Source organism: Pseudomonas sp. 22526, from assembly GCF_052044735.1.
In the GTDB taxonomy this organism is placed as follows: domain Bacteria; phylum Pseudomonadota; class Gammaproteobacteria; order Pseudomonadales; family Pseudomonadaceae; genus Aquipseudomonas; species Aquipseudomonas piscium.
In genome coordinates, this window is record NZ_JBQENK010000020.1 from 86,463 (window position 1) to 107,523 (window position 21,061).

Annotated in this window: 30 protein-coding genes; 13 read left to right on the top strand and 17 right to left on the bottom strand. The window is 62.4% G+C overall.

Annotation, left to right across the window (positions count from 1 at the left end; genetic code table 11):
- Positions 1–12 precede the first annotated feature (12 nt).
- Together ACTJKT_RS25415 and ACTJKT_RS25420 are read left to right on the top strand one after the other, a co-directional pair.
- Positions 13–207 carry a hypothetical protein gene (locus tag ACTJKT_RS25415; protein ID WP_440789007.1) on the top strand — a complete coding sequence of 65 codons (195 nt, stop codon included), beginning with the start codon at positions 13–15 and terminating at the stop codon, positions 205–207.
- Between the two features lie 69 nt (positions 208–276).
- Entirely contained in the window at positions 277–663 is a 387-nt protein-coding gene (locus tag ACTJKT_RS25420) for a DUF5329 domain-containing protein (RefSeq protein ID WP_440789053.1), read from the top strand.
- 99 nt (positions 664–762) lie between these two features.
- Here ACTJKT_RS25420 and ACTJKT_RS25425 read toward each other — a convergent pair whose 3' ends face one another.
- Both ACTJKT_RS25425 and ACTJKT_RS25430 read right to left on the bottom strand, forming a co-directional pair.
- Complete coding sequence (locus ACTJKT_RS25425; protein WP_440789008.1) at positions 763–1,191, bottom strand: N-acetyltransferase; 429 nt, start codon at positions 1,189–1,191, stop codon at positions 763–765.
- Between the two features lie 170 nt (positions 1,192–1,361).
- Positions 1,362–1,691 (bottom strand): hypothetical protein, encoded by a 330-nt coding sequence (locus ACTJKT_RS25430; protein WP_440789009.1) that lies wholly within the window; start codon positions 1,689–1,691, stop codon positions 1,362–1,364.
- A 338-nt stretch (positions 1,692–2,029) separates the two neighbouring features.
- Between ACTJKT_RS25430 and ACTJKT_RS25435 the strand changes: the two genes are divergently transcribed.
- Positions 2,030–2,437, top strand: a complete 408-nt coding sequence (locus tag ACTJKT_RS25435; protein WP_440789010.1) for a hypothetical protein — start codon at positions 2,030–2,032, stop codon at positions 2,435–2,437.
- A 65-nt stretch (positions 2,438–2,502) separates the two neighbouring features.
- On the opposite strand, the gene ACTJKT_RS25440 is transcribed toward ACTJKT_RS25435, so the two are convergent.
- Both ACTJKT_RS25440 and ACTJKT_RS25445 read right to left on the bottom strand, forming a co-directional pair.
- A complete protein-coding gene (locus tag ACTJKT_RS25440; protein WP_440789011.1) occupies positions 2,503–2,673 on the bottom strand; it encodes a hypothetical protein in 171 nt (56 codons plus the stop codon).
- A 241-nt stretch (positions 2,674–2,914) separates the two neighbouring features.
- Entirely contained in the window at positions 2,915–3,376 is a 462-nt protein-coding gene (locus tag ACTJKT_RS25445) for a hypothetical protein (protein ID WP_440789012.1), read from the bottom strand.
- Between the two features lie 115 nt (positions 3,377–3,491).
- Here ACTJKT_RS25445 and ACTJKT_RS25450 point away from each other — a divergent pair, with 115 nt between their 5' ends.
- Both ACTJKT_RS25450 and ACTJKT_RS25455 read left to right on the top strand, forming a co-directional pair.
- A complete protein-coding gene (locus ACTJKT_RS25450; protein ID WP_440789013.1) occupies positions 3,492–3,932 on the top strand; it encodes an anti-virulence regulator CigR family protein in 441 nt (146 codons plus the stop codon).
- A gap of 423 nt (positions 3,933–4,355) precedes the next feature.
- Complete coding sequence (locus tag ACTJKT_RS25455; protein ID WP_440789014.1) at positions 4,356–4,868, top strand: fimbrial protein; 513 nt, start codon at positions 4,356–4,358, stop codon at positions 4,866–4,868.
- Positions 4,869–5,346: 478 nt separating this feature from the next.
- Here the strand turns inward: ACTJKT_RS25455 and osmE are convergent, their stop codons facing one another.
- On the bottom strand, positions 5,347–5,706 hold the full coding sequence (gene osmE / locus ACTJKT_RS25460; RefSeq protein WP_440789015.1) for an osmotically-inducible lipoprotein OsmE: 360 nt from the start codon (positions 5,704–5,706) through the stop codon (positions 5,347–5,349).
- Between the two features lie 407 nt (positions 5,707–6,113).
- Between osmE and ACTJKT_RS25465 the strand changes: the two genes are divergently transcribed.
- Positions 6,114–6,317 (top strand): DUF6021 family protein, encoded by a 204-nt coding sequence (locus ACTJKT_RS25465; RefSeq protein WP_210477785.1) that lies wholly within the window; start codon positions 6,114–6,116, stop codon positions 6,315–6,317.
- A 114-nt stretch (positions 6,318–6,431) separates the two neighbouring features.
- Positions 6,432–6,632 carry a DUF2188 domain-containing protein gene (locus tag ACTJKT_RS25470; protein ID WP_440789016.1) on the top strand — a complete coding sequence of 67 codons (201 nt, stop codon included), beginning with the start codon at positions 6,432–6,434 and terminating at the stop codon, positions 6,630–6,632.
- A 63-nt stretch (positions 6,633–6,695) separates the two neighbouring features.
- Here ACTJKT_RS25470 and ACTJKT_RS25475 read toward each other — a convergent pair whose 3' ends face one another.
- Positions 6,696–7,022, bottom strand: coding sequence for an isochorismate lyase (locus ACTJKT_RS25475; protein ID WP_440789017.1), 327 nt, complete (start codon positions 7,020–7,022; stop codon positions 6,696–6,698).
- A gap of 197 nt (positions 7,023–7,219) precedes the next feature.
- Between ACTJKT_RS25475 and ACTJKT_RS25480 the strand changes: the two genes are divergently transcribed.
- Positions 7,220–7,540: a YbjQ family protein gene (locus ACTJKT_RS25480; RefSeq protein WP_009049358.1), complete on the top strand. Its 321-nt coding sequence runs from the start codon at positions 7,220–7,222 to the stop codon at positions 7,538–7,540.
- Between the two features lie 244 nt (positions 7,541–7,784).
- Here ACTJKT_RS25480 and ACTJKT_RS25485 read toward each other — a convergent pair whose 3' ends face one another.
- From ACTJKT_RS25485 to ACTJKT_RS25510, 6 genes are all read right to left on the bottom strand, one after another.
- Positions 7,785–7,994, bottom strand: coding sequence for a hypothetical protein (locus tag ACTJKT_RS25485; protein ID WP_440789018.1), 210 nt, complete (start codon positions 7,992–7,994; stop codon positions 7,785–7,787).
- A 70-nt stretch (positions 7,995–8,064) separates the two neighbouring features.
- Entirely contained in the window at positions 8,065–9,705 is a 1,641-nt protein-coding gene (locus ACTJKT_RS25490) for an ABC-F family ATP-binding cassette domain-containing protein (protein ID WP_440789019.1), read from the bottom strand.
- A gap of 274 nt (positions 9,706–9,979) precedes the next feature.
- The gene (gene modC / locus ACTJKT_RS25495) at positions 9,980–11,068 is read right to left on the bottom strand and encodes a molybdenum ABC transporter ATP-binding protein (RefSeq protein ID WP_440789020.1); all 1,089 of its coding nucleotides are present in this window, start codon (positions 11,066–11,068) and stop codon (positions 9,980–9,982) included.
- A gap of 3 nt (positions 11,069–11,071) precedes the next feature.
- The gene (gene modB / locus ACTJKT_RS25500) at positions 11,072–11,752 is read right to left on the bottom strand and encodes a molybdate ABC transporter permease subunit (protein ID WP_440789021.1); all 681 of its coding nucleotides are present in this window, start codon (positions 11,750–11,752) and stop codon (positions 11,072–11,074) included.
- Positions 11,753–12,520 (bottom strand): molybdate ABC transporter substrate-binding protein, encoded by a 768-nt coding sequence (gene modA / locus ACTJKT_RS25505; protein WP_440789022.1) that lies wholly within the window; start codon positions 12,518–12,520, stop codon positions 11,753–11,755.
- A gap of 174 nt (positions 12,521–12,694) precedes the next feature.
- On the bottom strand, positions 12,695–13,759 hold the full coding sequence (locus ACTJKT_RS25510; RefSeq protein ID WP_440789023.1) for an NAD(P)H-dependent flavin oxidoreductase: 1,065 nt from the start codon (positions 13,757–13,759) through the stop codon (positions 12,695–12,697).
- Between the two features lie 335 nt (positions 13,760–14,094).
- On the opposite strand from ACTJKT_RS25510, the gene acuI reads away from it, so the two are divergent.
- Positions 14,095–15,078 (top strand): acrylyl-CoA reductase (NADPH), encoded by a 984-nt coding sequence (acuI, locus tag ACTJKT_RS25515; protein WP_440789024.1) that lies wholly within the window; start codon positions 14,095–14,097, stop codon positions 15,076–15,078.
- Between the two features lie 49 nt (positions 15,079–15,127).
- A complete protein-coding gene (locus tag ACTJKT_RS25520) occupies positions 15,128–15,616 on the top strand; it encodes a GyrI-like domain-containing protein (RefSeq protein WP_025808608.1) in 489 nt (162 codons plus the stop codon).
- Here ACTJKT_RS25520 and ada read toward each other — a convergent pair.
- The 5 genes from ada to ACTJKT_RS25545 all read right to left on the bottom strand — a co-directional run bounded on the left by ada (position 15,580) and on the right by ACTJKT_RS25545 (position 18,731).
- Complete coding sequence (ada, locus tag ACTJKT_RS25525) at positions 15,580–16,656, bottom strand: bifunctional DNA-binding transcriptional regulator/O6-methylguanine-DNA methyltransferase Ada (RefSeq protein WP_440789025.1); 1,077 nt, start codon at positions 16,654–16,656, stop codon at positions 15,580–15,582. The two genes, ACTJKT_RS25520 and ada, sit on opposite strands and share 37 nt — an antisense overlap.
- A gap of 87 nt (positions 16,657–16,743) precedes the next feature.
- Positions 16,744–17,415 carry a DNA oxidative demethylase AlkB gene (alkB, locus tag ACTJKT_RS25530; protein ID WP_440789026.1) on the bottom strand — a complete coding sequence of 224 codons (672 nt, stop codon included), beginning with the start codon at positions 17,413–17,415 and terminating at the stop codon, positions 16,744–16,746.
- On the bottom strand, positions 17,405–18,121 hold the full coding sequence (locus tag ACTJKT_RS25535; RefSeq protein ID WP_440789027.1) for a 2OG-Fe(II) oxygenase: 717 nt from the start codon (positions 18,119–18,121) through the stop codon (positions 17,405–17,407). The genes alkB and ACTJKT_RS25535 overlap by 11 nt, the downstream gene beginning before the upstream one ends.
- Before the next feature lie 103 nt (positions 18,122–18,224).
- A complete protein-coding gene (locus ACTJKT_RS25540; RefSeq protein ID WP_007921734.1) occupies positions 18,225–18,395 on the bottom strand; it encodes a hypothetical protein in 171 nt (56 codons plus the stop codon).
- Positions 18,396–18,428: 33 nt separating this feature from the next.
- Positions 18,429–18,731 (bottom strand): DUF1883 domain-containing protein, encoded by a 303-nt coding sequence (locus tag ACTJKT_RS25545; protein WP_097303791.1) that lies wholly within the window; start codon positions 18,729–18,731, stop codon positions 18,429–18,431.
- A gap of 176 nt (positions 18,732–18,907) precedes the next feature.
- Between ACTJKT_RS25545 and ACTJKT_RS25550 the strand changes: the two genes are divergently transcribed.
- The 3 genes from ACTJKT_RS25550 (at position 18,908) to ACTJKT_RS25560 (ending at position 21,034) form a co-directional block, all read left to right on the top strand.
- Positions 18,908–19,258: a hypothetical protein gene (locus ACTJKT_RS25550; protein ID WP_053279446.1), complete on the top strand. Its 351-nt coding sequence runs from the start codon at positions 18,908–18,910 to the stop codon at positions 19,256–19,258.
- 184 nt (positions 19,259–19,442) lie between these two features.
- Positions 19,443–20,114 carry a c-type cytochrome gene (locus tag ACTJKT_RS25555; protein WP_440789028.1) on the top strand — a complete coding sequence of 224 codons (672 nt, stop codon included), beginning with the start codon at positions 19,443–19,445 and terminating at the stop codon, positions 20,112–20,114.
- On the top strand, positions 20,111–21,034 hold the full coding sequence (locus ACTJKT_RS25560) for a c-type cytochrome (RefSeq protein WP_440789029.1): 924 nt from the start codon (positions 20,111–20,113) through the stop codon (positions 21,032–21,034). The genes ACTJKT_RS25555 and ACTJKT_RS25560 overlap by 4 nt, the downstream gene beginning before the upstream one ends.
- Positions 21,035–21,061: the final 27 nt, after the last annotated feature.

Here is a 21,061-nt window from a genome sequence, read left to right on the forward strand (position 1 = left end):
AGAGCTTCAGTGATGATTATTCAAAACCCGGCACCAAAACTTTCTTATGCAGAACTTGCCAAGCTGGTTGAGCAGAAGAGGGCGGTAGAGCAGGGCAATCTGCTTGACGCCAAATTGAATCCAGCCTTCCTGACCAAACTTGAGGCCGCGATAGAAAGCGCGGATGTGCAGCAGGGCGTTCAACCGGTTTTCCCTATCGAAGTTTGACCGACCTGGTGCCGGGCGATGCTCGGCCAGATCCGGCAACATGGCTCAGTTTCAAGACAAGGACGAATGATGCGAATTTTTACCGGTGAGTGGGCTCGATGGCTGATGGCGGCGGGTATCGGCGTCTTGGCCATAGCGAGCAGTGCGCAGGCTCAAACGACGCCTCAGGCAGCCCAGGAGATAAAGGGCTTGCTGGATTTTGTCGAGCACAGCCAATGTCAGTTCGTGCGTAACGGCACCGAATACCCGGCCCCTCAGGCACGGCAGCACCTGGAGAAAAAGCTGAATTACCTCGAGGGCAAGAACATGGTGAGCAGCGCGGAGGACTTTATCGACCTCGCCGCCACTAAAAGCAGCATGAGTGGCAAGGCCTATGAGGTGCGCTGCCCCGGGGGCTCGCAACCGGCAAGCAGTTGGTTGAAGGCAGAGTTGCAGAGGCAGCGTCAGCCTCATTGATTCAGTCTTTGGCCAAGCAAAGCCCAGCTCGTACGCTGGGCTTTTTGTTTTTTGGGGGGCAATAAAAAGCCGGGGCTGGATATACCCTGACGGGTTGGATCAGAGCGGGGCGCTGCTCATCAGGTATTCCTGCTGCCCCGTATGTTCATCCGTCTGCTCGTGGGTCACGACAAAACCCTGTGCCAGGTAAAAGCCGCAGCTGGCCGTATTGTCCTTGTACACCGCCAGACTTAACACCGGGCGCTGTGTCCTGGCATGGGCGAGCAATTGCTTGCCAATCCCCTTGGCCTGGAATTCAGGCGCAACAAAGAGGGCGGCCAGCTGCTCGTCGTGCAGTGAATAGAAGCCCAGTACTTTGGATTGCCGTTCGATGACATAGGTCTCTGACGCCGGGAGGTACAGGTTGCGCATATTGTCGACTTGCGACTGCCAGAATGAGGCGTCGATAAAGTCGTGGGCTTTCAGCGAAGCCTGCAGCCAGATGTCCAGCACGGCATCCATATCTTGCTGTTCAAATCTTCTGATCATTTCTCTTGCGCTTTTCCTGACGACGGGTTGCAGGCTAGAGGCAGAGGCTGCTCAGTTCAAGCACCGAGATATTGAATGAAGCAGGTGGGCGGCGGGAGAGGCGACCGACTGATCCAGGATCAGGCGGTCGCAGTCGGATATCAAGGCTCCACTGACTCAGTACGAATCAGTCAGGAGATGTGTGGGATTTCGTCGATATACGCGATTCGCTCATTGTTGTGGAAGATTTCAACCGCGGTATAGAGCGCGGAGTTTGGCGGCAGCACCCGGGTGAACTTGACTTGCGTGCAGGTGATTTGCTGAATCCATTGCCCTGGCCTCTGGAACAGGTGCAGATCCAGCAAGAGTATTGCCGGGTTGATACCTTGCGGGACTCGTACCGTCAGATAGGCCTTGACCCCTGGGTTGGCGACTTCAATGTCTCCTACTACATGAAGTTCGTCCGGTTTGGGTGGCATGGTGTCCAGCCAGGCATGCCAGTTCGTGCAGTTCGTGATCATTTTTCCGTTCCTTGAGAAATGAAACCCGAAGCTTGAGGTACTGCGGTTTCGCATGGCGCTTCGTGTGCCATCGAATCGAATGCCGGCTGCCCGATCCTCCATATCCAAGAGCGGCGCTGAAGAGGTCGGATGAGTACGACCGGAAGTCCATGGTTAAAGGTGTAGATGAGGAACGGGGCGGGGCACTACGGTCTGGACGAGCGGTACTCTTTGGCTGTGCCTGGGCCGTCATTTCCCCCTGACTTTTGGCGCATATCGAACCTGATCTTTATTCGTTTGCGTGTCTTCATAGGGCGCTGAAGCACTGGCGTTTTGCCGCGCTCACAAGGAGGTTCCAAGTGATAGCAAAGCTGTTTGTGACGATCGGGATTATCTTCTACGCCGTTGTGGTGCCGGTGCTGGAGATCAATCAGACCCATGTTTTCAACCCGGCCTGGGAACCCCACGCACGGTTGCATGAGGTCTGGCAGCTGTTCACCAATACGGCGATCGGTGCATTCAGCCTGTGGCTGGTGTGGTTGAAGGGCAACCTTCGCCTCTCCAGCCTCCTGACGGTGTTCGTCACGGGCGGCTTCTTGCTGGCTTACTGGCTTCGGCAGTCTTACGGTGGGTCGATGGTGCTCTCCGATGGTTCGGAGAAGTTGATCCTGGGCGTCAACCTGGGGCTGTTTGCCTACACCCTGGCGATCCTGCTGGCGGCTATCGCGGTTGCAATCGACTGGCGCAAAGGGTCCGAGCGGCTCTGAGCTGCTGCGTAGAAGCAAGAAACCAGAAGCCCGGACATGGCCGGGCTTCGTTGGATGGGGGCGGTTCAACGCGAATAAGGCTTGCCTTCGCGCCCCGCATGTTCGACCGACAACCTGCGCCTACGCCTTTGCACCCAGCTCCAGAACGCATGCACAGGATGAATGAATATCGCCAGCACGCACAGCAGCAGGACAATGAAGATGGATATCAGACCGAGACCTTCATGGGAAAACATCGTGGGTTACTCCTGTAGTTCACTTTGTCGGTCCCTGAAGGGTAGGTATTCAGACGCTTCGCTTCATGAAGGTTGGTTAAAGATAGTTTCATCTATGCCCGAGTCATGAAGAGCAAAAGATAGCGGCGCGGAGCAGAGCAGATACTAAAAAGCCCGGCGCTGGACCGGGCTTTTCATGAAGGGCGATGCTATCCAACCAGCGGTGTCGAAGCCGGCTCAGCTGGAGAGCAAAAAGCGCGGTCTATCGATCGTTTTTGCTCGAAGAGACGCCAGCGTTGCTCAAGCCTTTTGCATTGTGGTCCCCAGGCGTAGTGCCCGAGATTGCCGTCGCCTTTGACAGCCCGCGGGTATCTTTGGAATGGGCCACTGCGGAGGTGGTCGAGCCATGGCCGTTGCTGTCATTACGAAGGCTGCCGTAGTGATTGCCATTTTCTCCGAGATTGCGAACCGACTTGCCTGCATGGTCGCTTTTCAGGCCACCGTTATGGCCCTTGCTGCTGACCCCTCCGGCGTGGCCGCCTGCCTGGCCACCATGACCACCACTATTGCCACCGCCATGACCCCCACCGTTACCGCCGCCATTTCCGCCACCATGGCCACCACCGTCCTTTGCATAAGCGGACGTCAGAGGGAGCAGAGGCGCCGCTGCCAGCATCAGTACACAGGTCACGGCAGTCACGAGATTTTTTTTCTTTAAAAGCATGATTGCTTCCATAGATAAGGGGAGGTTTGCATGAACTCAGACGTAATCGGCTGTCTATAGTTCGGGTGTCATGACGAATGGCGCCACGGCTGGATTCATGCAGAGGACTGCAGAGATGACTACTCGTTCGGTTGTAGCTGTTTTAGCAAGCGTCGCGTTTTTATTCGGCTCGACTGCCTTGTATGCGGACCCAGGGAATGGCAAGGGCAATCCCCATGGCAATCAGGGCGGACACGGCAATAAAGGCAATAAATCCCAGGACTACAAACAGGGTGGGTATGGCGGACCTCAAGTCGATGTCGGCGGTATTCGCGTGATCATTGGCGACAGCCGTGACTACTGGTCACCCGGACCGGCCCTGCCACCAGGCATTCAGAAGAACCTGGCCCGAGGCAAACCCCTGCCGCCGGGTATCGCGAAAAAACTGGATGGCCGGATGCTGGGCCGGCTGCCGCACTATGACGGCTATGAATGGCAACAGGCCGGCACCGACTTGATCCTGGTCGCCATCGCGACAGGCATCATCTACGAAGTTCTGCACGACGCTCTGGACTGATTCAGCCCGGACCGGCTCGCAAGCAAAGCCCGGTGCAAGACCGGGCTTTTGCCTGACACACAGCGTCCCGTACTCCCGCCGTATTCCCCCCCAACGTCCAGGCGCCGGTTCGATTCCGATGCCTTGCTGTTTTTCGTTGGCTCAAATAGCGGATAACCGCCCTGGCGTTGATTTGCCGAGCCTCCCCTTCAGCAACATTCCAGCGCGATCTGATAGTTGAGTGGCGTGTTTCGGAAGTGTCTTAGGGACGCCGATTGGGCGCCGTTCTAAGGTTTCAGCGTTCGCCGTGTGTGCTTTTTTGGCTGACACCGACTGGCGTTTCGTCCATTGAAAAAGCGCATGGCGACAGACAGGAAGAGTGGCCTGGGTGGCTGCTCCGGACTGAACCGATCGCATGCTTGCATTCAATTAAAGGAATAAATAATGCCTACTCAAAATGTTGGAAAGTTCTTCGATTTTCGCGCCAGGGTCGCCGCTTCCACGTGGACGATCGATCCTGATAATGGCCTGGGTGCGAGTGTTGTTCCAGGGGCTTCACGTCGGCGTTCCAGCGTCATGGAGCAAGTGGTCGAGCTGGGCGTATTGAGCCTTGACGCGCTGCAGGCGGGTGGCAGCTCCCCGCATTTTTTCAGCGTCGAGTTGAACGAAGACCGGCTCAAGGACGCAAACAAGGTCCAGGTCTATTTTGATGGCATCACCAGCGATGGCGTGACCTTGATGAATGACTATGAGGAGGCCGGCTCCGCACGCAATGTTGGCGTCCAACTGCTCGATAGCGAGGGGAAAGTCCTGCTGCTGGGTCACGAAGGCTGTGTCGGGTACCCGGCGGCACCGGGTTTGAGGCTGTCCTTCGCAGCAAGGTTGGTCAGCACCAGCGTGCAGGTGGAAGCCGGTGAGTTTTCCTCGTTTGCCGAGTGCGTGATCCTTTATGCCTGACGACAGGCAAGCGGTTCACGCAACCCTTCAATAATGCGGAGAGAGGGAGGGCGCTTTTTTACTGGCGTCAACAAGGTGACGAATCGGCCATGGCCTGAAAAAACATGTGGTTATTTAAGGGCTTAGAAAATATTTAGGGTAAAAATAACCTCAAAATATATTGTTACATGTTCTCACGGACGTTAAGATAGCCCCGCGTTCACCTACCACGGTTTATGCATTTTTAGCCCCAAGTTTCCATCAGCTACTTGGGCTTTTTTTTGCCTGAAATTTGCCTTCGGCAATCCTCCTTGTCGCCCGACGCCACTTTGGGCTCCTTCCTCACGAGCTCCAGCAAGGCAAAAAAAAGCCCGCGGGGAGCGGGCCAATAGTTGAATGAGCAGGGTGAAATCTACCCGCCTGGCGCTTGGCTCACAGTGAAAGAAATTTCATCTGGCCGTACCCACCCGCAATCGCCGCCGACTCTGGCCAGCCCAGCTCAATAACCGCCACCCATATCACTCGTGCCGCTGCCTGGAGCCCTGGCTTTTTGCTGGGCGTGGCTCCATTCGGCGCAGGTGAGAAAGCTGGTGTGATCGACTTTGCCCTTGCCGTCGAAGCTGACATTGAACGGCTGTTTATGGCCGGCCTGGGTCAACACATAGTCGAAGCAGGTGCCGAGTTCCACGGTACGCGGGGTGACGGACACAGGTTCGCCGCCGATCTGTCGGACTTGTTCCTGGCTCATGCCGGTCTCGACCTTCGCCACCAGTGGCTGATTGCGGTAGACGTGGGAGTTGCTGGTGCAACCGGAGACGGCTGACAGCAGGGTGAGCATGAGGATAAGGGTTTTGTTCATGGCTGGGCTCCCGATGGTAGGTGCCGTGAAGAGACGCCTGGGTGCATCAGTTGAAGTAAAGCCGAGCGATGAGGGTTGCGAGCAGTATTCGCAAGGGGCTGGACGAGGGGATGACGGATAGACAAAAAGCCCGCACGGGCGGGCTTTTTGCAGAGGGGGAGCTGATCCGTCAGCTGGAGCCAGTGTGCGCTTGCGCTGTGGCCCTAGCAATGACAGGGCGACGAAACGCAGGCCTCGGCGCGGGCTGATAACACAGCTCATGGTTCGGCTGCGGCAGACCTTGCAAAACGCCATAAGCGCGGCGGAAAAAGGCTGTTTGATCCAGTGCCATTCGTCAGCTGTTTTGCACCCCACGCCGGAATGGCCCTCTTATTGAAAGAACATTCCATCCTGGTCGGGAGGTATCCATGAATACGAACAGGCCCACTGGCCCGCGTTCATCCGAGCATGCCTCCGGCAAGGACGAACTGGGCTTCGACCCTGACTCCCCGGACCTGGCTGATCCGCAGGTGGACCCCATAGGTCCGGCGAGAGCGCCCAGGGACAACAAGCCGGAGAAAGAACCCAAGTCCCGGGCGTATGACCCTCTGGGGAACCTGAAGCCCAAGTGAAACACGGGCAAGGTACTCCGGCCTCGTAGCGATGGATGGAACCCACGCCCGCGCGGACCGGGTGTAAGGTGTTCGCGACAACCTCGGACGATCTCTACCGAAAGGGAGGCGATTATGAGCGTTCCAATGCTGAACAAGATGCACATGAACGGCTATGACGTGGTCAGCGTCAACAGTGGCCCCTGGCGCGTCTGTACCAAGGGCGACCGTCTTGGCTCCTTTGGCACCCGGGAGGAGGCCCTGGCCTATGCGGCAGCCTTGCCGGCCTACAAGGCGAAGGCCAGGAAGGTCGCGCAAGGGGCCAACAGCCGATAACCCCATCCACGACCCTGCCCGACAGCCTGGCTTGTTCCCTAGCTGTCGGGGTTTCTGTTGCCCTCAGGCCGGCGACTGGGCCTGGGCGGACTTCCAGCCCTTGAGTTCCTCTGCGATGAAGTGCTGCACCAGGTCGCTGTAGAGCTTTTCGATGGCGTCGGCGCTCAGCCCCTCGGCCTGGGCCCATTCCCGGCGTTGCAGGAGCATGGTGCGAAAACGTTCGGGGGCACGCACGGCGGTTTCCGAGGTCTTGAATTTCGATGCGGCCATGACGTAGCGGAAACGTTCGCCCAGCAGTTGGATGACAGCCTGGTCGAGGCGATCGATTTCGCGGCGGATATCCTCCATGCCTGCGCATTGATCGGGGGCTCGCAACTGAATGACGTCCATGTGAATACTCCAATTGAGAAAGGATCTGCGGCTATCCGTAGGCGGATTTAATCACGGACAGGCTCGCCCTTGGCATCACCCTGCCGGCCGATGCGACAGCCTCGCGCGGCATGCCCTGCATGGCTGCCCGCCGAGGGTCTGTTACCATCGCGTTTTTTTGCGACCGCGCCNGGTCGCGCCGGTCAAAGGAGAATGCCGTGATTATCACTACCACCCACGCGATCGCGGGGCGAGAAATCGCCGAGTACCTGGATATCGTGAGCGCCGAGTCCGTGCAGGGGATCAACGTCGTGCGTGATGTCTTCGCCGGGATGCGCGACTTTTTCGGTGGGCGTTCCCAGACCCTGGAGCGGGCGCTGAAAGAAGCCCGGGTGCAGGCGACCGACGAGATCAAGGAGCGTGCCCGCGATATTCGCGCAGATGCGGTGATCGGCCTGGACTACGAGATCAGCATGCCCAGCGGCCGTGGCGGCATGGTGGTGGTTTTTGTCACCGGCACCGCCGTCAGGCTCAAGTAACCGACGTCTTGCCCGCGTCCTGCAGCCCCGCCCCTGTGCGGGGCTTTTTTATGCCCGGCATGAGCTGCCAAACCGTCGCCCGACCCTTGGCGATCGCCCATAAAAAAGACCCACCGGGGGAGCGGTGGGCCAGTCGGGAGTCTTCAATAAGCCTGAACCACTTTAGCGAAGCCTTGGCGGGTTCACAGTGAAAGAAATTTCATCATTGCCGGCGAGTGGCTGCAGCACCCGATTGTCCAGGGTTTCAGGCGCGGCGGCTGGCGGCATTGAGCCGGCGGCACTCGCGCAGGGCGTCCTCTTCCAGGTCGTAGCCATCGCCGATGAAACCGTCGGTGCGGGTGTCGGCGATGCGGTACCAGTGGGCGGCGATCGGCGCGCCGTGGGCGGCTTCCCCGGCGCGTCGACCCTGAATGATGATCTTGTTGCAGCGCTTTACGACAAAAATGTCTTCCATGGCGCTTCCCTGGTTGATAGCGGCTCAGAGCAACTATAGAAGCAACTCCGAAATTCGCGCAAAAGCCTGTTCATTGGCCGACCTCGTCCAGTCTCCAGCCCGCTGCCGTCCATTGCAGTCGGTGGCTGGGCGCCATGGCGGCGAGGAACTCGCGGTCGTGGGAGACCACCAGCATCGCGCCGGGGAAATCGCGCAGGGCGCTTTCGAAGGCTTCCACCGATTCCAGGTCCAGGTGGTTGGTCGGCTCGTCCAGGAGCAGCAGCTTGGCCGGCGTGTCGCGCCACAGGGCAATCGCCAGCGCAGCCTTGAGGCGTTCGCCGCCGCTGAGCCGACCACAGGGCTGGATCACGCGCTGGGCATCGAGTTGCAGCAGGGCCAGGCGGCTGCGCAGCAGGCCTTCCTGCAGTGGCCGGTCGAGGGCTCCCAGGTGCTCGAGGATCGAACGCTCGGGATCGAGCAGCGACAGGCGCTGGTCAAGGCAGGCGCTGGCCAGCCGCACCTGGCACTGGCCGCTCACGGGCTGGATCTCGCCGGCCAGCATCTTCAGCAGGGTGGATTTTCCGCAGCCGTTGGGGCCGCTGACCGCGATGCGCATGGGCCCGGTGACGTTCAGGTCGAGGTAGCTGGAGGCGGCCTCGGGTGGCAGCCAGGGCAACTGCGCTCGCGTCAGGCAGAACACCTGTTGCCCCTGGGGCACTGCGGTGCCGGGCAATGTCACCAGGGTCGGCGCCTCCGGCACTACCCGCGCATAGGCGTCGCGGACCTGTTGATCGAGCTGGTTCTTGTGGCTCTGCTGACGGTTGCGCACCTGGCCCATGATGTCCCGCGCCGCGCCTTTTATCTTCATCCGTTCAAAGCTGGCGATGTTGGCGGTGTCGGCATAACGTCGGGCGCCGGCGGCGTGGCGCTGGATGGTGTCGTGCTCGCGTTGCAGGCGCTTTTGTTCGCGGCTGCGTTCGGTGCGGGCGTGCTCCAGGGCGGCCCGCGCTGCGCCGTGCTCGGCTTCACGCTGGGCACGGAACGCCGCGTAGTTGCCGCCATAGACCCGCGCGCCCTGGGGCGTGAGTTCGACGATGCGCTGCATCTGCGCCAACAGTTGGCGGTCATGGCTGATCAGCAGCAGTCCGCCGCGCCACTGTTGAAGCTGCGTCAGCAGCCACTGGCGACCGGGTTCGTCGAGGTGGTTGCTCGGTTCGTCGAGTATCAGCAGCTCGGCATCGCTGAGCAGGGCGCCGATCACCGCGATACGCGCCCGTTGCCCGCCGCTGAGGCTGGCGGCCGGATCGTCGGGGCCGACTGTGTCGAGACCGGCGTCGTCCAGCAGACGGCGCAGGCGTTCGCCAAGGTCCCAGCGCTCGTCTACCTGCGCCAGGTCGGCCATCGAGGCCTGGCCCGCGGCGAGGCGAGCGAGGGCGGCCAGGGCCTCAGCGATGCCGGCGACCTGGGCGACGCTCTGGCCGTCCTGCGCCAGATGTTCCTGGGCGACATAGGCCACGCGGGCAAAACGCGTGACGCTGCCCGAGGACGGCGCAAGCTCGCCGGCGATCAGGCGCGCGAGCAGGCTCTTGCCGGTGCCGTTGCGCCCGACTATGCCGGTGGGCAAGGCATCGAATGTCAGGTCGAGTGAATCGAACAGGGTTTCGCCATGGGCGAATTGGAAGGTCAGCTGGTTCAGGGAAACCAGCGCAGGCAGCCGGGTGACGTGAGTCATCAGCACCTCCGGAAAATGTCGAAAAAGGCCAACAAGCGCTGCAAGGCGGCTTGTTGCGAATACATTTTTGGAAGGCTTAGTTGTTCACGTCGGCAATCGTCCGATGACGGGGAAGGGCGGCTAGCCTAACGCGCGGGTGGGCAGGATGACAACCCGTGGTGGGTCGGGGAGCGCCGCGGGCGGCTATCGCGAGCAAGCTCGCTCCTACAGATCCAATGCTCGCCCTTGCAGGGGCGAGCTTGCTCGCGAGAAAGGGTTGCGCCCGGCGCGCGGCTCAGGCGAGCACGGCCACCGCCTTGATCTGCGCCCAGAGTTGCTGGCCCGGGTGCAGTTCCAGCTGGTCGCGGGAGTAGCGGGTGATCCGCGCCAGTAGGGGGGTGCCGGCGACATCCAGGCGCACCAGGACGTGCGCGGTGTTGTCGGCGGGGATTTCGCCGCTGACCGTCACCGGCAGGCGGTTGAGGATGCTGCTGTGTTCGCCGGCTTGCAGGCTGAGGCTGACGTCTCGTGCCTGGACCTTGAAACGCAGGTGCTTGCCGATGGCCATCGGCGCATGGGCGACCCGCACCCGCAGCTGGCTGCCGGGCAGTTGCAGGGCGAGCAACTGGTAGCCGGCGTCGTAGTGGGTGACCTGGCCTTCGATCACCACCCCGGCATCGTCGCCCAGGGCCAGGGGCAGATCGAGGCGGGCCAGGGTTTCGCCGATCGGCCCGCTGGCCAGGGCGCGGCCGTTTTCCAGCAGCACGATATGGTCGGCCAGGCGCGCCACTTCATCCTGGGAATGGCTGACGTACAGCACCGGGATTTCCAGCTCGTCATGCAGGCGTTCGAGGTACGGCAGGATCTCGCTTTTGCGCTTGCTGTCGAGGGCCGCCAAGGGCTCGTCCATCAGCAGCAGCCGTGGACTGGTGAGCAGCGCGCGGGCAATGCCGATACGCTGGCGCTCGCCGCCGGACAGGTTATGCGGATGGCGTTGCAGCAGGTGGCCGATGCCCAGCAGCTCGGTGGCCTGGGCCATGTCCACCCGGCGTTGCGCGCGGGGGATGCGCTTGAGGCCGAACTCCAGGTTGGCCTGCACCGACAGGTGGGCAAACAGGCTGGCCTCCTGGAACACATAACCCAGGGAGCGCTTGTGGGGTGCCACGAACAGTTGGCGCTGGCTGTCCTGCCAGACTTCGTCGTTGATCCGCACCAGGCCCTGCTCGGCTTGCTCCAGGCCGGCGATGCAACGCAGGCAGGTGGTCTTGCCGGACCCGGAATGCCCATACAGCGCGGTGACGCCGCGGCCTGGCAGTTCCAGGTCAAGATCGAGGTCGAAGGCTTTGTAACTGCGCTTGAGGCGCACATGGATCGATGCACTCACGACTCAACTCCAGCCCGCGCGGGTCTTGCGGCTGGAGTACAGCGCCAGCAACACCAGGAACGAGAACACCAGCATGGCGGCGGCCAGCCAGTGGGCCTGGGCGTATTCCAGGGCTTCGACGTGGTCGTAGATCTGCACCGAGACCACCCGGGTCTTCTCGGGAATATTGCCGCCGATCATCAGCACCACGCCGAACTCGCCGACGGTGTGGGCGAAACCGAGGATGGCCGCGGTGATGAAGCCCGGCCTGGCCAGCGGCAGGATCACGCTGAAGAAGGTGTCCCAGGGATTGGCGCGCAAGGTCGCCGCCACTTCCAGCGGACGGGTGCCAATCGCGGTAAAGGCGTTCTGCAGCGGCTGCACTACAAAGGGCATGGAATAGATCACCGAGCCGATCACCAGGCCGCTGAAACTGAAGGTCAGGGTGCCCAGGCCGAGGGCCTGGGTGACCTGGCCGATGTAACCGTTGGGGCCGAGGGCGAGCAGCAGGTAGAAGCCGATCACCGTCGGCGGCAGGACCAGGGGCAGGGCGACGATGGCGCCGATCGGCCCCCGCAGCCACGAGCGAGTGCGCGACAGCCACAACGCAATCGGCGTACCGACGATCAGCAGGATCAGGGTCGTCAGCGACGCCAGTTGCAGGGTCAGCCAGATGGCGGAAAAGTCGGCACTCGATAGCGGCATTTAGAGTTGGTAACCATAGGACTGGATGACGGCCGCGGCTTTTGGCCCCTTGAGGTAGTCAACCAGGGCCTTGGCCGCCGGGTTGTCCTTGCCTTTGTTGAGGATCACCGCGTCTTGTTTGATCGGGTCGTGCATCTCGGCCGGGACTATCCAGGCCGAGCCGCTGCTGACTTTGCCGTCTTTGTAGATCTGCGACAAGGCGACAAAGCCCAGTTCGGCATTGCCGGTGGAGACGAACTGATAGGCCTGGGTGATGTTCTGGCCTTCGACGATCTTGCCCTTGACCTGGTCGGTCAGGCCCAGCTTGGCCAGGACCTGGGTGGCGGCCAGGCCGTAAGGCGCGGCTTTCGGGTTGGCGATGGACAGGTGCTGGTACTGGTTGTCCTTGAGCACCTGGCCCTTGCTGTCGACGTAGGCATCCTTGGCCGACCACAGCGCCAGGGTGCCGATGGCGTAGGTGACGCGCGAGCCTTTGACGGTGGCGCCTTCGCTTTCGAGTTTTTCCGGGGTGCTGTCGTCGGCGGCGAGGAAGACTTCGAACGGCGCGCCGTTCTTGATCTGGGTATAGAACTGCCCGGTAGCGCCATAGGCGGCCACCAGCTTGTGCCCGGTGTCTTTCTCGAAATCGGCGGCGATGGCCTGGATCGGCGCGGTGAAGTTGGCGGCGACCGCCACCTGCACTTCATCGGCCTGGGCCGAGCCTAAAGCACAGGCGGCGAGCAAAGCGGCAAGGCAGGTCGGGGCAAAACCTGAGAGACGAAGGTTCATGAACAGCTCCATTGGCGAAGGGACGTTGGGCAGTTGGGGGTATTGGAAAGGGACTGCGCCGGGGGTGGGTGAAACGCTGTATACGGAAATATATAGCGAATCGCCAGCGAACGGAACTGTGACAAGAGGTAGCGTGGCAAGCGGGCCGCGAACCGGGTCGCGGCCCTGGGACTTTCAGCCTCTGTCGAGCTTGGCCAGGGCTTGTTCGGCCAGCGTGCGGGTCAGCTCGAAGGCTGGCAGTTCCAGCCCCAGGCGCAGGGCCTGACCGGCCCAGAGGTTGGCGAAGTCGGCTTCGTCCTTGGCGCGCAGCGGCATCAGTGCACCGCCCGCCAGAGGGAAGGCTGGGGCCAGCGGGCTGATCGGGCCGATCTCGCGCATCACCCGGTTGACGATGCCCCGCGCCGGGCGCCCGGTGAACAGGTTGGTCAGGGCGGTTTCGCTCTCCTTGGCAGTGCGCAGGGCCTGGTGGTGGGCGGCGCTGACCTTGGCCTCCGGGGTGAACAGATAGGCGGTGCCCAGCTGCACCGCCGAGGCGCCGAGGGCGAAGGCGGCGACTATGCCGCGAGCGTCGCCGATCCCGCCGGCGGCGATCACCGGCACCTGCACCGCATCGACGATCTGCGGCACCAGGGCCATGGTGCCGACCTGGGTGTTCAAGTCATCGCTGAGGAAGATCGCCCGATGGCCGCCAGCTTCGTAGCCCATGGCGATGATCGCGTCGCAGCCATGCTGCTCCAGCCAGATCGCCTCATCGACGGTGCTCGCCGACGACAGCACCTTGGCCCCGGTGGCCTTGACCCGCGCGAGCAAGGCCGGCTCCGGCAGACCGAAGTGGAAACTGACGATTTCCGGGCGCAGTTCTTCCACCAGTTCGCAACTGACGGTGTCGAAGGGCGCGCGACTGCTGACCGGGGTCGGCGCCTCGAAGTCGGCGCCGAGTTCGCGGTAGTAGGGCTCCAGGGCGTTTTTCCAGCGGATTTCCCGCTCCGGGTCGGGTGTCGGGTTCTGGTGGCAGAAGAAATTCAGGTTCAGCGGTGCGCGGGTCGTCTGGCGAATGCTCTGCACTTCCTGGCGAATCTGCTCGGGGCTGAGCATGGCGCAGGGCAGGGAGCCCAGGCCGCCGGCCTGGGCGGAGGCGATCACCATGGCGGAAGTGGTAGCGCCAGCCATGGGGGCCTGGATGATCGGCAGCTCGATGCCCAGCAGGTCGAGAATACGGGTGTCAGGCCATTGGCTCATTTGGAATGATTCTCCGACGTCAAAAAGATAAGGACGGCAACCCGGGGTTTGTATCAGGAGAGGGTTGGTCAAGGCCAGTCGACTTTGGCCGGTGCCTGGCGATCCCCTGTAGGAGCGAGCTTGCTCGCGAGGCGGGATCAGGGCCGCCACCTGGGTTGCCAGTGATAAGGCTATCGCGGGCAAGCCTCGCCGCTCCTACAGGCAGGGCAGGGCAGGGCGTGGGTGGTCTACGACGAAAAGAGCGTGGATTTTTCCCGCCCGGGCTGGGAAGGTGGGGGCTTTGCAAGCTGAAACTCAAGTTCACGGCCCGGCCATGGGCCTATCGGGAGGCAGTGATGTTCAAGGGTATTTTGATCGAGAAAGACGACGCTGGTTATCGTGCGGCGCTGCGTGAGATTGACGAAGAGCAGCTGCCCGAGGGCAACGTGACGGTGCGGGTGGCCTACAGCACCCTGAACTTCAAGGACGGCCTGGCCATCACCGGCAGCAGCCCGGTGGTGCGCAAGTTTCCCATGGTCCCGGGGATCGATCTGGCGGGCATCGTCGAAGACAGCAGCCACCCGGATTACCAGCCCGGCGATCAGGTGCTGCTCAACGGTTGGGGCGTGGGCGAAGGGCATTGGGGCGGGCTGGCGCAGAAGGCGAGGCTGGACGGCGACTGGCTGATCCCCTTGCCCCAGGCGTTCAGCGCGGCCGAGGCCATGGCCATCGGCACGGCCGGGTACACGGCGATGCTCAGCATCCTGGCGCTGGAGCGCCACGGCCTGACGCCGAACCAGGGCGAGGTGCTGGTCACCGGGGCCAATGGCGGGGTCGGCAGCTTTGCCGTAGCGCTGCTGGCCCAGCTCGGTTATCGGGTGGTGGCCTCCACCGGACGCACTGCCGAGCAGGACTACCTCAAGCGCCTGGGCGCCAGCGAGATCATCGATCGCGCCAGCCTGTCCGCGCCGGGCAAGCCTTTGGCCAGGGAGCGTTGGGCGGCGGTGATCGACTCGGTGGGCAGCCATACCCTGGCCAATGCCTGCGCCAGCACCAAGGCCAATGGCACTGTGGCCGCTTGCGGGCTGGCCCAGGGCATGGACTTCCCTGCCTCGGTGGCGCCTTTCATCCTGCGTGGCGTGACCCTGGTCGGGATCAACAGCGTGACCCAGCCCAAGGCCCGGCGAATCGAGGCCTGGCAGCGCCTGAGCCGTAATCTGGACCCGGCCCTGCTGCCGTTGATCAGCCATGAGATCGGCCTCAGCGAAGCCATCGCCGCCGCGTCGCGCCTGCTGGCCGGCGAGTTGCGCGGGCGCGTGGTGGTGGATGTGAATCGCTGATACCGTGCGCGCCGGTCACCCAGATAAATGCCAGACAGGAGTACCAAGCATGGATGTCAAACTGCGAGAGGTTCAGCCTTTCAGTGTTTCGGGCTTGCAGGTGCGTACCTGCAATGCCGACGAGCAACAAGCGGATAGCGCGCGGATCGGGCCGATGTGGGAGCGGTTTTTTGTCGAAGGCCTGTTCGACAGCATCGGCCACCGGCAGTCGGACTCGTTCATCTACGGCGTGTACTCCAACTATGAGTCCGATGCCTCGGGGCACTTCGATGTCACCGCTGGCGTGGCGGTGGGCGAAGGCAATGCCGACTATCCGTTGGTGCAGGTGCAGGGCGGCGAGTACCTGGCGTTCTCCGCCAAGGGGCCGATGCCAGACGTGGTGATCCAGACCTGGGGCCTGGTCTGGGCCTACTTCGAGGACAACCCGCAGGTCCGCCGGCGTTTCGCCACGGACTTCGAGGTGTACACCGGGCCGGAATCGGTGTCGCTGTACATCGGCATTCAGGCCTCGGACGAGCTCTCGCGTTCGAGCAACTGACGCTTGCGCTCCACGCCCCAGCGGTAGCCGGACAGGTTGCCGTCGCTGCGCACCACCCGGTGGCAAGGGATCGCCACCGCCAGGCTGTTGGCGCCACAGGCCTGGGCCACGGCGCGAAAGGATTTCGGCGCGCCGATACGCTGGGCGATCTCGGCGTAGCTGGCGGTGCTGCCCGGCGGAATCTCCTTGAGGGCCAGCCAGACCCGCTCCTGGAATGCCGTGCCTTGCAGGTCCAGGGGCAGGTCGAGGCCTATGGCCGGCGCTTCGATAAAGCCCACCACCTTGGCCACCAGTTGCTCGAAATCCTGGTCGGCGCCGATCAGGTTGCCCCGCGGGAATTTGTCCTGCAGATCCTGCACCAGGGCATTGGGATCGTCGCCCAGCAGGATCGCGCAGACCCCGCGATTGCTCTGGGCGACCAGGATCGCGCCCAGGGAGCACTGGCCGACGGCGAAGCGGATATCGGCGTTCAGGCCGCCGGCGCGGTAGTCGCTGGGTTTCATGCCCAGCAACTGGTCGGCGGTTTCGTAGAAGCGGCTGTTGGAGTTGAAGCCGGCGTCGTACAGCGCATCGGTTACCGAATGGCCGTGCTCCAGCTGGCGCCGTACTCGCCGCGAGCGGTGGGCGCTGGCGTAGCCTTTCGGGGTCAGCCCGGTGGCGGCCTTGAACACCCGGTGAAAGTGGAAACTGCTCATGCCGGCTTGCTCGGCCAGCTGTTTCAGGCTGGGCAGCGCTTCGGCCGATTCGATCTGCCGGCACGCGGCCGCCACCAGGCTAGCATGGTGCGCGGCCACCTGGGTCTGGTCGCTGGCGCTGCGTTTGCTTGGCCGGTAACCGGCGGCCTCGGCTTGTTCCGCGGTGTCGAAGAACTCGACGTTCTCTGGCCGTGGCAGGCGCGACAGGCTGCTGGGGCGGCAGTAGACCCCAGTGGTTTTCACCCCATAGACGAACTGGCCATCGGCGCTCGCATCACGGGCCAGGACGGCGAGCCAGCGTGGATCGCTTGCGGTGGTGGTGGGCTTGGGCTGGACCATGGTCATGGGCTCTACTCGGTGACGGATGTCGCTCAGATTAACCAAGGGCAGGGTGCCTGGCACTCCGAGTCTTGCGCTTGAATTCCCGCGGGATCAACCGGCCCGGCGAAAGGTCAGGTTGATGCGCCGCGGGCCCAGCAGCGGGTGGGTGCCTTCCTTGAGCGGCAGCACGCCGTGATACCGCAGGCGGTCGACACCGCCCCAGACCACCACATCGCCATGCAGCAGCGACACCCGCAGCGGGCGATCGCTACGCCGGTCGCCACCCAGTTGAAACACCGCCGGCAAACCCAGGGAGACGGAGACGATCGGCGCGCTGAAGTCGCGCTCGTCCTTGTCCTGGTGCAGGGACATGCGGGCGCCGGGCACATAGTGATTGATCAGGCAGGCGTCCGGATCGAACCCGGAAAAACCGGCCTGGGTCGCGGCGGCCTGGGCCAGCTCGCGCAACACCTCGGGCATCGCCGGCCAGGGTTGGCCGCTCTGCGGATCGATGGCGGTATAACGGTAGCCGCTGCGGTCGGTGGTCCAGCCCAGCTGGCCACAACTGCTCAGGCCCACCGACATGGTGAAGCCGCCCGGCGTGACCATCTGCCGGAACGGCGCGGCGCGCAGCACGCTACGCAGGGCCGGCAGCAGGCGCTCGACCCAGGGCAGGGCGAAGCCGCGAAGCACAAAGGATTGCGGGCCGATCTGCTCGGTGCGGGGCGCCTGTTGCAGTTCGGGGGCGCCGAACAGCTCGGCGGTAATACGGTCACTGGGCATCGTGGAAGATCACTCCTAGCGTATGGCGGCGGCCGCTGTGCAGGCGGCTGACGCCATGGCGCAGCGTCACCCGGTAATGGCCGTGCACACCGGGTACAGGACGATGATGCACGGCGAAGATCACTGCATCACCCTGCTTCAGACCGATGACCTGCGGCCGCGACTGCATGCGCGGGCGCTGTTCGGTGATGACGAACTCGCCGCCGCTGAAGTCGCTGCCGGGACGTGACAGCAGGATTGCGACCTGCAGGGGAAACACATTGTCGCCGTACAGGTCCTGATGCAGGCAGTTGTAATCCTGCGGGCCGTACTGCAGCAACAAGGGCGTCGGCCGCTGCTGTCCGGCGGCGTGGCAGCGCTGGAGAAAATCCTCGTGTCGGGACGGGTACTGCACGGGGATATTCATCAGCCGGTTCCAGCGGTTGGCCAGCGGCACCAGGCGCGGATAGAACTGGCTGCGCAATTCGGCGACCAGCTGCGGCAAGGGGTAGGCGAAATACTGGTATTCGCCGCGGCCGAAACCGTGCCTGGCCATGACCACTCGCGAACGGAACAACTCGCTGTGGGGATACAAACTGCTGAGCTGATGACATTGCTCGGCGCTGAGCAGGTTGCCGATCAGGGCGCTGCCGTCCTGGTCGAGCTGCTGCTCGATCGAGGGCCAGTCCAGGCAGGCGAGGCGTTGTTCGAGGGAGGGGGCGGACATGCTGGCGATTCCCGGAGTAGAGGCTGAGGTCCGCCATTCTGGGAAGCGCGCGGGCCGCTCACACTCCGCTGCTTGCGCTCGAATTCGTCACAGAAGCAGGGGCTTACAGCGCCTTGCTCACGCTGACGTCGCTGATGACGTCGTCGGTCTGGCCGTGCAGGGCTTCCAGTGCGGCCTTGGCTTCTTCCTGAGTGCCGCTTTCCAGCTGGGCGAACTCGAAACGGCGTTCGCCGTTGAGTTTGTATTTGATGACGTACTTGGTCGTTTGGGCCACGGTGATACCTGTTTTTCGCGGGCTGGGCGGGGTTCAGCGCAGTTTCGAGCTGGACCGGCGGATGATCTTGATCGAGTGGGTCAGGTTCGGCTTGCGGGTGACGCTGATGGCCCGGCGGTTGACGGTGTCGATGGTGATATTCCAGAAGCCGGTGCTCGGCGCGGTGATCTTGGCCGGGAACTTGTCGAACGCGCCGCCATGATAGGTGTGACGTCCGCCGTTCTTGAAGCTTCGGAAGTTGGCGTCGTTCATCAGGCGGATGTTGCAGACCTGGGAGCATTCGATGACGACGATATCGTCTTCGTTGAGGTGCTCGCGCTGGTGGATAAATTTCATGGGCGCCTCCAGAAGGGCTTTTGCTACAAAATCAAAACGATGGCGCAGTTTATCAGGCCGCGGCCGGCGGCTTTGACAATTTAAAACAGTTATTTGCCGATTATTTAGGATAAATCTGACTGATCCGGAGAAAAATGCCATTTCTGCGGTCGGACGGTCTTTAACGGAGGAAATGTATGAAGTGGGGTGTGTTGATTCTGGCCTTGGCGATCAGTGGTTGTGCGACGGTCTCGGACATTAACCAGACACTGCCCACCCTGAACGTGATTTCAGGGAAGAAGCCGCAGGAGTACGCCAAGTGCGTCAGCGACAAACTGGCTGACAGCCGTGGCCAGTTGCAGATCGAACCGCATAAGGACGGCATGCGCGTTATCGTTCCGCAGAAACTGTCGGCGGGGCCGACCGCGGTGTTCGATATCGAGGAGCGTTCCGGCGGCAGCAGCATCAAGCTGCATGAAAGCATGTCCAACGTGCCCATGCGTCCGGGCGATATCCGCAAGGCGGCGGAGGATTGCATTTCCGGCTGATAGCCGCGCGACTTTTCAACAGCCCGCCCTGGCCCGGATTTCCGTGGCGCAGGCGGGCTTTTTTGTGCCCGATGGCAAAGCAGGCTCGGTGGGTTTCGCGTTGTAGCCAAAGGTCTATTGGCCTACTCTTTGTAGGCTTATATAAAATAAGCCTAAGGATATAACTAGAAAAATGGAGTTCGCCATGATCCCTATGGATCGAATACTGCTGAGCAGCCTGATGCTGTTTTTTGTCGCCAGTGCCCAGGCCGTGGATGGGCAGAAAGTGTTTACCCAGGGCGGGGCGCAGCCCGGCGCCACGGCATGCCTGGCTTGTCATGGTGGTGATGGCCTGGGTTTGGCAGCCGCCGGATTTCCGCGTTTGGCGGGATTGTCGGCGGGTTATCTGCGCAAGCAACTGGAAGATTTTCGCAGCGGCGCGCGCAGCAACCCGGTCATGCAGCCACTGGCCAAGGCCCTGAGCGATGACGAGATCGACGCGGTCAGCCAGACCCTGGCGGCCATGCCCGCGCCTGTTCCAGCACCGATCAACCGCAGTGCCACAGCCGAGGGTGTAGGGGAGAGGTTGGCCCTGCGCGGTGCCTGGGAACGCCAGGTTCCGGAGTGCGTGATCTGTCACGGACCGGGTGGCGTGGGTGTGGGAGACGCCTTCCCTCCGTTGGCCGGGCAGCCCGCGGCTTATCTGGTCGGGCAATTGAATGCCTGGCGCGACGGCACGCGCCGCAACGACCCGAACGATCTGATGGGACACATTGCCAAGGCCCTGAGCCCCGAGGAAATCGCCGCGGTGGCCGACTATTTCGCCAAGGCCGACAGCCAGCTGGCCAAGGCCGATAAACAGGAGCCCAAGCCATGAGCCGTGATCTTCTATTGGGCTTTTCCCTCGTCTTGTTGGCGACACAGGTTCATGGTGCTGCAGTCGCCATGGAGGACCAGTCGCAGGTTCGAGAGCCGGCAGTGAGTGCTGCCCATCCTCAGTATTTCCAGCCACCGGCGGAGAGCGAACTGCCGGACAATGCCTACGGCAAGATGGTCCGCGACGGTTATGCGCTGTTCGTCGATACCAAGCGCCTGGCGCCGAAGTTCGTCGGCAATGGGCTCAATTGCAGCAACTGCCACCTGGATCAGGGGCGACTGGCCAACTCCGCGCCACTGTGGGGCGCCTATCCGATGTACCCGGCGTACCGTAAGAAGAACAACAAGGTGAACACCTACGCCGAACGCTTGCAGGGCTGCTTCCAGTTCAGCATGAACGGCACGCCGCCGGCTGCCGACAGCTACGAGATCACCGCGCTGTCGGTGTATTCCTATTGGCTGGCGAGCAAGGCGCCGATCGGTGTCGAGTTGCCCGGGCGCGGTTACCCCGAGGTGTCGCAACCGGCCCAGGGCTACGACCTGGCCCGTGGCGAGCAGGTGTACCGGGCGCAATGCGCGGTCTGCCATGGCGATAACGGCCAGGGCCAGAAGGTCGGCGCGGACTATGTCATGCCGCCGCTCTGGGGCAAGGACTCGTACAACTGGGGCGCGGGCATGCACCGGATCAACACGGCCGCGTCCTTTATCAAATACAACATGCCCCTGGGCCAGGCCGGCAGCTTGAGCGACCAGCAGGCCTGGGACGTGGCGGCGTTCGTCAACCGCCATGAGCGGCCGCAGGACCCGCGCCTGGTGGAGGGCTCCATCGAGAAGACCCGGCTCAAGTTCCACGCCAACGACGGGGTCAATCTGTATGGCCAGACGGTAGATGGCGTGCTGATTGGCCAGGGCATCCGATAAACTGTCGGCCATTGTCAAAGATGCCGT